Origin of the sequence: Microvirga tunisiensis (genome assembly GCF_009296175.1) — a bacterium.
GTDB lineage: Bacteria > Pseudomonadota > Alphaproteobacteria > Rhizobiales > Beijerinckiaceae > Microvirga > Microvirga tunisiensis.
Genome location: NZ_VOSK01000219.1, coordinates 1 through 10,969, shown reverse-complemented (window position 1 = coordinate 10,969; position 10,969 = coordinate 1). Strand labels below are relative to the sequence as shown.

The window sequence follows — 10,969 nt, the reverse complement described above, 5'->3', positions numbered from 1 at the left end:
GCTCGCCCGTGCCCTTGTCCTTCCAGGTCTCCGACGTGGCAAGGCGCAGGTTCACCACCGGCTCCCCGTTCGACAGACGCCGCACCTCCGGGTCCCGCCCCAGATTCCCAACCAAAATCACCTTGTTCACACTGCCTGCCATCAGGGCGCTCCTGTTCATCTCGGGCTGTTCTGGGGCCGAAGCTGATGAGGAACAAGCGGGCCGAGAAGTTCTGCACAGGTCTGTCCCCAGATTAGATTTCCGCCATTTCCAGATCCCGGGAACAAAGGGAAAGATTCGCCCGTGCCTGGCCAAGCCAAGGCCTCTGAATAGAAAAAGGCTGCAGACCGTGCCTGCAGCCTCCGGTCGGATCATGGTGCGCCGATCAGATCTCGAAGAAGTCGCCGGCATCGACGAACTTCAGCACCTTCTTGTCCAGCTTAGCGACCACCACGGCCTTCGCCTTGCCCGTGCCATCCGCATCGTAGAGAACCTCGCCCGATGCCTTCACGATGATCCGGTGGTCCTTGTCATGCGCCACCTGGCCCTTCCAGAAGGCCTTTTTGTCGATCTTCACGGGCGCATCGAGCGAGCCCACCTTCTTGCTCAGACCTTTGAAGATGGTGTCGTCCAGGTAGATCTTGTCGGCCCGACCGTTGAAGTCGACGATCCGGTCGATATGCTTGGCCCTGCCGACCACCGGCGCGGTGTCGAACACGAAGGCGTCGGAGCCATCTCCACCCGTCAGGGTATCGTTGCCGCCCTGGCCGTGGAGCACGTCGTTGCCGACACCGCCCGCGACGACATCATTGCCCTCGTGACCAAAGAGTCGATCATTGCCGCCCTCGCCCTTCAACGCGTCGTTGAAACGTGAGCCGTAATAGCGGTCATCCGCAGAGGTGCCCGTGACCGTCACACCGGACTGGCGCAGGTCCACGATCTGGCCATGAATGCTCGAGCCGAAATCGTCCCATTCACTGACAACACTGGTCCAAGTCACCGCGAGACGGCCGTCAGCCAATGTCGTGATGTTCAAGGCATGAGTGCTATCGCCATCATAGGCCCGGTCGAGGATGGTGTCTGTACCGAAGCGAGCGCCATTGCCGTTGAAGGCCGAAATGTGAATATCGGCGGAATTCCTGCCTGCAATCTGATCCAGGTAACCCAGGGCGAACCCGCCGTCCGCAAGGGCTGCGACCGTCGCGGCCTTTGCGTTGATGGCTCCCGGCACGCTCAACAGCAATTCGCCTCCGCTCTTGGTGCCGTTGGCATTCAGGATCTGTCCCTTGATCTGGTAAAGATCGGGGCCGGCAGTACTCTCAGTTTGGCTTGTCCAGATCACGATGATCCGGCCATCCGTGAGCTTGGCCGCGACGGGCTTGGAGTTGAAGCTGCCCGGTGTCGAAAAGTCGACGGTGACCGAGCCTGTCGACATGCTTCCGTCGTTATTCCGAAACTGGCCATGGATTGACGTCCCGTTTCCGTAGAAGGCGATATACTGGCCTTGCAGTCCGACGATTTCCGTGTGGTCGCTATTGTCGGCAAGCACTGCTTCAGTCCCGCTCTTCTGCAGGTTGGCATCGAAGCTCTGAACACGGACTTTTACATCGTCATCCCAATAGGAAACAGCAAAACCGCCATTCGTGAGAGCCGTCAACGTAAAGTGGTCGTCGAACCCGGTCGAACTCGCCTTGAACTCATTGCCGATGGCCGATCCATTCGCATTGTAACCACGAGCCCACAGATATCCGCCGCTCTGCCATGCCACGACGAACCGGCCATCATCCAGGACGGTCACATCGGGATTGATCTGAGACCCAGCCGTGGTGGTATTGACGAGGAATTCTGCACCCTTCCTGCTGCCGTCGGCATTGAAAAACTGGCCCCGGATAGAGCCGCCGTCAGTGTCCGCTCCGGTTTCGCTGTTATCGGTCCAGACCGCCACGAAGGAGCCATCCTTCAAGGCGTAAATCTTTGGAGCAAACTGGTTTTCTTTGATATTCGAGTTAATGGGGAAAGCCGCCCCCCAGGCAATTGGCGAAGCCATGGTCTCAGTCCTTTACAGCTGCGTTGTTGTGATTTTAAACGTTACTACGTTTCGTTATTTATAACTCAGCTTGGCTGCTGGACAAGGCGCCCGCTACAATATTTTCCTACGAGCCCAACAGCCGCATCACGTGCTAGCGCCCGTTGAAGCCTCGGACCTCCAGAAGACCGCTTGCCCGCCGTACCCCCTTTGTTCTAGGATCAAACACCTGGAATCATCCGCCGCATTGCACCGGAGGATGAGGCATCACATATGCGGGGACCGGCCGACGAGGCTGGATTTCCTCAAAAGGCTTGCGGGCAATGGCTAAACTCGACGATCTGTTCAACCGCGCGAAGGCGGGAGACCCGGATGCACGCGTCATCTCCGTCCGGGGTGCGCGGGAGCACAATCTCAAGAACGTCGACCTCATGGTCCCGCGGGACAAGTTCGTGGTGTTCACCGGCCTGTCCGGCTCGGGAAAGTCTTCTCTCGCTTTCGACACGATCTATGCCGAGGGGCAGCGGCGCTACGTGGAGTCGCTGTCGGCCTACGCGCGCCAGTTCCTGGAGATGATGCAGAAGCCCGACGTGGACCAGATCGACGGCCTTTCGCCTGCCATCTCCATCGAGCAGAAGACCACCTCCAAGAACCCGCGCTCGACGGTGGGCACCGTTACCGAGATCTACGACTACATGCGCCTGCTCTGGGCGCGCGTCGGCATCCCCTATTCGCTCGCCACGGGCCTGCCCATCGAGAGCCAGACCGTCTCCCAGATGGTCGACCGGGTGCTGGAGCTCCCGGAAAAGGCCCGTCTCTATCTGCTGGCCCCCGTGGTGCGCGGCCGCAAGGGCGAGTACCGCAAGGAGATCGCCGAGTTCCAGAAGAAAGGCTTCCAGCGCCTGAAGATCGACGGCGAGTACTACGCCATCGACGAGGCCCCTGCCCTCGACAAGAAGTTCAAGCACGATATTGACGTGGTGGTGGACCGCATCGTGGTGCGAGCCGACATCGCCGCGCGCCTGTCGGAATCCTTCGAGACGGCGCTCGAGCTCACCGACGGCATCGCCGTCATCGAATATGCCGACGAGAAGGACGCCAAGGGCCAGCCGAAGCGCATCGTTTTCTCCTCGAAATTCGCCTGCCCGGTCTCCGGCTTCACGATCCCCGAGATCGAGCCGCGCCTGTTCTCGTTCAACAATCCCTTCGGCGCCTGCCCGACCTGCGGCGGCATCGGTCACGAGATGCGCATCGACGAGGCGCTCGTCGTCGACGAGACGCTCTCCTTGAAGCGCGGCGCCATCATGCCGTGGGCGAAGTCGAGCTCGCCCTATTACGGCCAGACGCTCGAGGCGCTCACCAGGCACTACAAGGCGTCCATGACGAAGCCTTGGACCGAGCTGTCCGAAGAGGTTCGCGACGCCATCCTCTACGGCTCCGGCGGCGTGTCCATCCGCATGGCCTATGACGACGGACTTCGCGCCTACGAGGTGAAGAAGCCCTTCGAAGGCGTGATCCCCAATCTCGAGCGCCGCTACAAGGAAACCGAGAGCGATTGGGCGCGGGAGGAAATCGGCCGCTTCATGAGCGAGACGCCCTGCGAGGCCTGCGGCGGCAAGCGCCTGAAGCCGGAGGCGCTCGCGGTGAAGATCGCAGGCTCCGATATCGGCGATGCCACGGCGCTCTCCGTGAAGGACGCGCATCTCTGGTTCGGCGATCTGTCCAAGAAGCTCACCAAGAAGCAGAACGAGATCGCGGGCCGCATCCTCAAAGAGATCCGCGAGCGCCTCACCTTCCTGGTCGATGTGGGTCTGGAATACCTGACGCTTGCCCGCGCGTCCGGCACGCTGTCGGGCGGCGAGAGCCAGCGCATCCGCCTCGCATCCCAGATCGGCTCCGGCCTCACGGGCGTCCTTTACGTGCTCGACGAGCCGTCCATCGGTCTGCACCAGCGCGACAACGAGCGTCTTCTCGTCACCCTCAAGCGCCTGCGCGATCTCGGCAACACCGTGATCGTGGTGGAGCACGACGAGGACGCGATCCTTCACGCCGACTACGTGTTCGATATCGGCCCCGGCGCCGGCATCCACGGCGGCGAGATCGTGGCTGAGGGCACGCCTGACGAGATCCTGGCGGATCCAAAGTCGCTGACCGGCAAATATCTCACCGGCGAGATGTCCGTGAAGGTGCCGGCCAAGCGCCGCAAGCGCGACCCGAAACGCATGCTGAAAGTGGTCGGTGCGAAGGGCAACAACCTGAAGGACGTGACGGCGGAAATCCCGCTCGGCACCTTCACCTGCATCACCGGCGTGTCCGGCGGCGGCAAGTCCACGCTCGTCATCGACACCCTCTACAAGGCCGTGGCGCGCAAGCTCAACGGCGCGCTGGAGCATCCGGCGCCGTTCGACCGCATTGAGGGCCTGGAGCATCTCGACAAGGTCATCGACATCGACCAGTCGCCCATCGGCCGCACGCCACGCTCGAACCCGGCGACCTATGTCGGCGCCTTCACGCCGATCCGCGAGTGGTTCGCCGGACTGCCCGAGGCGAAGGCGCGCGGCTATCAGGCGGGACGCTTCTCCTTCAACGTGAAGGGCGGGCGCTGCGAGGCCTGCTCCGGCGACGGCGTGATCAAGATCGAGATGCACTTCCTGCCCGACGTCTACGTCACCTGCGACGTGTGCAAGGGCAAGCGCTACGACCGCGAGACGCTGGAGGTGAAATACCGCGAAAAGTCCATCGCCGACGTGCTCGACATGACGGTGGAGGAGGCGCGCGAGCTCTTCAAGGCCGTGCCGTCGATCCGCGAGAAGATGCAGACGCTCGCCCGCGTCGGCCTCGACTACGTGCATGTGGGACAGCAGGCGACGACACTCTCCGGCGGCGAAGCCCAACGCGTCAAACTCTCGAAGGAGCTCTCCAAGCGCGCCACCGGCCGCACGCTCTACATCCTCGACGAGCCCACGACGGGCCTTCACTTCCACGATGTCGCGAAGCTCCTGGAGGTGCTGCACGAGCTCGTCGACCAGGGCAATACGGTCGTCGTCATCGAGCACAATCTCGAGGTCATCAAGACTGCTGACTGGGTGATCGACATGGGCCCCGAAGGCGGCAGCGGCGGCGGTCAGATCGTGGCGCAGGGCACCCCCGAGGACATCGCCGAGGCCAAGGCGAGCCATACCGGCCGCTTCATGAAGGAAGTGCTGCAGCGCATGCCGTTGAAGAAGGAAGCGGCTCCGAAGGCGACCGCCAAGATGGCGCCGGCGAAGAAGGACAAGAAGGTGACACGGCAGGCGGCTGAATAGCCTGCCGCGCTTTCACCGGGATGAGAGTCGTGCCAAGGCCTCCTCTGCGAGCCGCTTCGTCAGCTCGCCGGCAGGCAATTCACGGCTCAGGCCCGCGGCCTGTCCCGACCAAAGGGACATGAAATCGCCCGAACCGAGAGGCTCGGATTTCTGACGCAGGGGTGCGAGCGCGCCGCCTGCAAGCGGAAAATCCGGCGCCGACGTCGAGATCGGCCCGACCTCGCGCATGACCCGGTTGACGATGCCTCGGGCTGGACGCCCGGTGAAGAGGTTCGTCAGCGCCGTCTTTTCAGACCCGGCGCCCTTCAGCGCCTGCCTGTGAACCGGGGAGATCGTGGCTTCGGGAGTGAACAGGTAGGCCGTTCCAATTTGCACGGCCGATGCTCCCAAGGCGAAGGCCGCGACGATGCCCCGCGCGTCGGCAATTCCGCCCGCCGCGATAACAGGCACCTTGACCGCATCGACCACCTGCGGCACCAGCGCCATCGTGCCGACCTGGGTCGAGATATCGTCCGTCAGAAAGATGCCACGATGACCGCCGGCTTCGAAGCCCTGCGCAATGATGGCGTCACATCCTTCGCGTTCGAGCCAGCGCGCCTCATCGACCGTCGTTGCAGAGGACAGCACTTTGGCCCCAGTCTCCTTCACGCGATTCAGCAGGTCTTGCCGAGGCAGACCGAAATGGAAGCTCACGATCTCCGGCCTGAACTCCTCGACCAGGCCTAAAAACGCCTCGTCGAAGGGAGCGCGCGCGGACGGTGGCGTCGGCATAGCCGGATCAAGCCCGAGCTCCATGTAATAGTCCTTCAGGCGCTGCTTCCATGCCGCTTCACGCTCTGAATCGAACACCGGAGCCTGATGGCAGAAGAAATTGACGTTGATGGGCTTCGAGGTCTTCTGCCGGATCCGGGACAGTTCTTCCCTGGCCTTGTCGATGCTCAGCAGAGCGCAGGGGAGCGAACCCAGACCTCCGGCTTCCGAGACCGCAATGACCATGTCGGACAGGTTGGCTCCGGCCATGGGAGCCTGGATGACTGGAAGCTCGATTCCCAACAGATCAAGAATTCGCCGATCCTTCCACATGGCTGCTGCCTTTCCTGTCTAGGGAGAAACGAGTGCTAAAGCATATCAGTAAAATGAGAACGCATGGTCCGGATCTCTCCATTCCCTGTGAAACGCTTCGTGTGGAGAACCGCGCGCTCCTTCCGATTGCGATCGGCTAAGACCCCTTCAGATCGTCCTCGAGCACCATCTCATAAGGCGACGTGTCGATGGAAGCCGGGCCCGCATAAGGGTGGCTCAGAGCCAGGATGAAATAGAGCGCAAGGCCCGTATAAGCTCCGTAGACGGAGAGAATGGCGATGTGCACGAGATTGGCCGGGAAAATGAGGAAGAACCCGACGATGATGGCGAAGCCGGTCAGGGCCATCCACCAGAACAGGCTGGGCAGACCGCGATGAGCCAGCGAAAGCCGCGCCTTCCGGTGGTCCTGAAGATCGTCCATGTTCATGATCATGCGAGCGCGCAGGGATTGCTGCTGCGGCGTCTCGGCCCTGAGGTCGAGGATGCCGATATCGAGCGTGTTATAGGCCCGCCTCGCCTCCCTGCTGCCTCTGAGGTTGGCGGATGCCTGCCACTCGTTCTGCAGAACCGCCGTCACGTAAGCGGCAAGCTGGCTGCGAAGAACCTTCCCCTCCTGTCCGTTCCACTGGTTCAGTTCGAGCGCAATATGCTCGATCGTCGTGAGCTCCTTGGAAACCTCCTGCTGCAGGTTGGTGTGGGTGGACTGCGCCTCCGCGAAGACAAGCGCCAGGATCAGGCTGTGGACCGTGCCGATGCGAACGGCAACCGTTTCGGCCACGTCACGGGCCTTCGTCGGCAGCTCATCGCCCATACGCAGCCGAAGCAGGACAAAGGGAAGAGCCGAGGCTGCGATCGCGAGCAGCATCGCGAGGATGGCCCCCAACCAGGCCGGAAGCTGCAGAATGGCCGTCATGCTTGCTCCTGAATCCTGCGTGGCTCCTGCTCGCCCGCACCGGTTACGGCGGCGCACAAGAAAGCATGCAACATTCACACAGGCCATGGCTTTTCCGGCGTATCGCGGCCGGCGGCTGAGGATGCTCCGGAGCGTATCCATCGTCGGGACGATCCGGGCCGCTCCACCTCTTTTGAGACACTTGCCTGGCTTGGCCTTCGGCGCGATCATCCCGTCCGTTCACGGCGGAGGAGACGATGGGCGCCACCGATGCAGCCTTTGCGGGCTCGATTCCGGCGATCTACGAGCAGTATCTCGGCCCGCTCCTCTTCGAGCCTTTCGCCGAGGACATGGCGGCGCGACTGCATGACGTCGCGCAGGGCCGCATTCTGGAAACGGCAGCCGGAACGGGGATCGTCACCCGCGCCTTGGTCAAGGCGCTGCCGCCCGGTGTCGAGATCGTCGCGACCGATCTCAATCAGGCCATGCTCGATCTCGCAGCCAAGCGGCTGCAGGCGCCTAACCTGAAATGGCAGCAGGCCGATGCGCAGAAGCTCCCGTTCGAGGATGCATCCTTCGAGGTGATCGTCTGCCAGTTCGGCGTCATGTTCTTTCCCGACAAGCTGGCAGCCTATCGCGAGGCCCTGCGCGTGCTCAAACCCGGCGGGCGCTTCGTCTTCACCGTCTGGAACTCCCTCGATCGCAACGAGGTCAGCCGCATCGTCTCCGATGTGGCAGGAACCTTCTTTCCCGACGATCCTCCGCGCTTCATCGAGCGCGTGCCCTTCGGCTATTTCGACCCAGACCGGATCCGCGGAGAGGTGCAGCAGGCTGGGTTCGAGAACGTCGATATCGAGGTTGTCGACAAGGTTACGCAAGCCCCCTCGCCCCGCGAACCCGCGATGGGGCTGTGCCAGGGCACGCCCCTGCGCGCCGAACTCGAGGCCCGGGCCCCGGAGCGCCTGGAGGAGATTACCGCCAAAGCAACCGAGGCGCTCACATCCCGCTACGGCGCGTCAGCCGTCGAAAACCGCATGAGCGCTCTCGTGGTGACGGCCTGGCGATAACTCCTGGAGCACCGGATCAATTCTCAGGAAGACGCACCGCGCCTCAAAGAAAGAAGCGCGGCCCGATGGGTCGCGCCTTTGCTCCTCATGAGACAATTCTCAACGAGCCGACATCCGGCTCATCAGGCGGCAGAGCGCCTGCATGTCGGAATCGTATCCGTCGGGCGAAGCTGAAACCGTGGCGCAGCTGCGACGCAGCTTCATGCGCTCATCCTCGCTCATGGTGCGGAGCTCCGCCCTGAGACGCTCGGTCTGGCCGGACCTGCCCGGCCGGTTCGGGTCGACGCTTCCGGTCGAGGATGGATTGCGCACACTACCCGTTCCCGTGGAGCCTGGATTGGCGAGGTCGCCCGTATTGCCGGTACCACCGATACCGCCGATACCTCCGGTGCCGCCGGATCCGCCAGTTCCACCGGTGCCTGTGCTGCCGCCGATCCCGACGCCGACGCCAAGATCGACGCCGTTGGAGCCGCCGACACCCGCGCCGACACCGGCGGTCACGCCGCTGGAGCCGCCGATGCTCGTGCCGAGGCCAGCCGTCACGCCGTTAGACCCGCCGACGTTTGCTCCCACGCCAGCATTGACACCATTAGAGCCCCCGACATTCGCGCCGAGGCCGGCCGTGACACCGTTGGACCCGCCAATGCTGGCGCCGCCACCGGCACTCACGCCCGACGAACCGCCGACATTGGCTCCCAGGCCGGCACCGACGCCGCTCCTGCCGCCGACATTCGCGCCCGCTCCCGCCGAGACGCCACTCGCGCCGCCGATATTGGCTCCGCCTCCGGCCGAGACGCCGCGCGACTCGCCCACATTGGCACCGACACCGGCATTCGCGCCGCCCGTTCCGCCGATGCTGGCGCCGAGGCCGGCCGCGATCCCGCCGCCACCGCCGATATTCGCACCCAGACCTGCGGAGATTCCATTGTCGCCACCAACGTTCACGCCAAGCCCGGCCCCGATCCCGTCCGAACGTCCGCCACGGTCGCGGGCAACGGCCGGCTGCCAGACCAATGAGGAGACCAGAAGAACTGCCACACCATATGCTGAAGCTTCGCGGCCGAAGCCGAACAACCGTCCACGCGAATTCATCTTTCTACTCCTTAGGAGCTACCTCTTACCGGCTCTCGCGTGAAAAAGACTCAGCTTTGAGGAAATTAGTTCCACAACTTTGAATATTTATCTGAGTAGATACTTATATCCCCTACTACTCACGATACAACGTACGTAAGAATACTTGAAATACGCTATATCGTTTTGACGAAATTGCTCATCTGAGAGTATAGATTATAGCTTTGCTTTGCGGCTTGGAATTCAGCCCCAGTCTTGGGCAATTGTTGCTTTTAATGGACTGTGTTGTTCAGCAGCATGGAATGGAGAAGTGTGCCCTGAGGACAAACGATATCGAGCCGCCAACCGGACCAGTCCTCGATGTCCGCGCCGATTTCCTGGCGCAGTTCGGTGATGGCAAGGAGAGCCTGAACCTTGGCGCTCTCCAGGTCCTGGACTTCAATCCCTGTATTGTCGACGATCTCTTCATGATCGTTCACAAGGTGGAAGAAGCAGCGCATATCGGGACCGTCACCCCACGAAAAGGATGGTGTCTGCTAGCGGTTTTTGCCAGCGAAGTGAAGAGACCTTCGTCCCCGGACCGTTATTCGTCTTTGGTCGGAGCCTCCCCCACGGGATCGAAACTGTCCAGGGCAACCCAGCCGATATCGGGCCGCGGGGCCGGCACGAGATAGGCGCGTCCATCCTTGAGCCGCTCGATCCGGCAGCTGATCGCCCTCTGGTCTCCCGGAGGACGATAGACCACAGTCGCCCCGACGTGGATCTGGTCCGTGTCGCCCGCGATGGAGCGCTCAGGCGTCGATGGCGCTTCCGGGGATTGCGGCTGGATATGGCTGCCGTTGCCGGCCCTTACTCTATCGAGAGCGGCGATCGCCAATCTCGCCCGGTCCCGGTATCGCTCGCTCACGGATCTCAAGAGAGCGCCGCGCGTGCGCCCAGGATACCACGAGGTCCCCCCGGCCTTTGCCAGTTCCTCTGCAACGGCTTCAATTTCTTCGTCTGTCACGCCTGCCCCCCAGACATCGTGTGCCACCCATCGGAAACATTGCATAATCTGCTTGAAAAGAGCTTAACGCAGAGTAATGCGCAAGTTTAAAGTCAAGAATGGCAGTTCACCACAACTTTAGGCTTTAGCTTGGGCGTACCGACTCCAAAAAGATAGCCCTCATGTGAGGACCAATTCGGGACGCGTGTACTGTGTTCGTCTGCCGCTCCGATAAGCAGGATCGAGCGCTTTTCAGAGGCGAGGCGCGAGCGCATCGAGCGGAAAAGGACCTCGATTTCCGGATGACGCGGACCTTTGGCCTGCACCGGGCAATCCGTCAATGTGTCAAGCGACACCGAGATTTACGAGATAAGGCGACATCCAGTTTTACGACGGCTCAAGCGTGAGCCCGCTGGAGAGCCTCCTCCAGATCCCGCAGGCGATAGCTGCGCCCCTTGATGTTGAGAACATGCGCTCGGTGCAGCAGGCGGTCGAGGATGGCCGTGGCCAGCACCTCGTCGCCGGCCAGCAGCTCGGTCCACTCCCGGATGCTCTTGTTC

Annotated in this window: 9 protein-coding genes and 1 pseudogene; 2 read left to right on the top strand and 8 right to left on the bottom strand. The window is 62.2% G+C overall.

The annotated features are described in order from the left end of the window. The coding region (ssb, locus tag FS320_RS30620; protein ID WP_152716104.1) for a single-stranded DNA-binding protein at window positions 1–142 on the bottom strand (142 nt) is incomplete at its 3' end. A 223-nt stretch (window positions 143–365) separates the two neighbouring features. Next, window positions 366–1,943 carry a calcium-binding protein gene (locus tag FS320_RS30615; protein WP_162003352.1) on the bottom strand — a complete coding sequence of 526 codons (1,578 nt, stop codon included), beginning with the start codon at window positions 1,941–1,943 and terminating at the stop codon, window positions 366–368. Window positions 1,944–2,329: 386 nt separating this feature from the next. Here FS320_RS30615 and uvrA point away from each other — a divergent pair, with 386 nt between their 5' ends. Beyond that, the gene (gene uvrA / locus FS320_RS30610) at window positions 2,330–5,311 is read left to right on the top strand and encodes an excinuclease ABC subunit UvrA (RefSeq protein WP_152716099.1); all 2,982 of its coding nucleotides are present in this window, start codon (window positions 2,330–2,332) and stop codon (window positions 5,309–5,311) included. A 12-nt stretch (window positions 5,312–5,323) separates the two neighbouring features. Here uvrA and FS320_RS30605 read toward each other — a convergent pair whose 3' ends face one another. Continuing rightward, entirely contained in the window at window positions 5,324–6,394 is a 1,071-nt protein-coding gene (locus FS320_RS30605) for an NAD(P)H-dependent flavin oxidoreductase (RefSeq protein ID WP_152716097.1), read from the bottom strand. A gap of 136 nt (window positions 6,395–6,530) precedes the next feature. Beyond that, window positions 6,531–7,307, bottom strand: a complete 777-nt coding sequence (locus FS320_RS30600; protein WP_162003351.1) for a bestrophin-like domain — start codon at window positions 7,305–7,307, stop codon at window positions 6,531–6,533. A 236-nt stretch (window positions 7,308–7,543) separates the two neighbouring features. Here FS320_RS30600 and FS320_RS30595 point away from each other — a divergent pair, with 236 nt between their 5' ends. Further along, the gene (locus FS320_RS30595) at window positions 7,544–8,353 is read left to right on the top strand and encodes a class I SAM-dependent methyltransferase (protein WP_152716093.1); all 810 of its coding nucleotides are present in this window, start codon (window positions 7,544–7,546) and stop codon (window positions 8,351–8,353) included. A 99-nt stretch (window positions 8,354–8,452) separates the two neighbouring features. On the opposite strand, the gene FS320_RS47100 is transcribed toward FS320_RS30595, so the two are convergent. The 4 genes and pseudogenes from FS320_RS47100 to FS320_RS30575 form a co-directional block, all read right to left on the bottom strand. Next, window positions 8,453–9,445: a hypothetical protein gene (locus tag FS320_RS47100; protein ID WP_152716091.1), complete on the bottom strand. Its 993-nt coding sequence runs from the start codon at window positions 9,443–9,445 to the stop codon at window positions 8,453–8,455. A 251-nt stretch (window positions 9,446–9,696) separates the two neighbouring features. Next, on the bottom strand, window positions 9,697–9,924 hold the full coding sequence (locus tag FS320_RS30585; RefSeq protein WP_152716089.1) for a DUF6894 family protein: 228 nt from the start codon (window positions 9,922–9,924) through the stop codon (window positions 9,697–9,699). An 83-nt stretch (window positions 9,925–10,007) separates the two neighbouring features. After that, window positions 10,008–10,430 carry a hypothetical protein gene (locus tag FS320_RS30580; protein WP_338105550.1) on the bottom strand — a complete coding sequence of 141 codons (423 nt, stop codon included), beginning with the start codon at window positions 10,428–10,430 and terminating at the stop codon, window positions 10,008–10,010. A gap of 397 nt (window positions 10,431–10,827) precedes the next feature. Then, window positions 10,828–10,969, bottom strand: a pseudogene (locus FS320_RS30575) (ATP-binding protein); the annotation flags it as partial.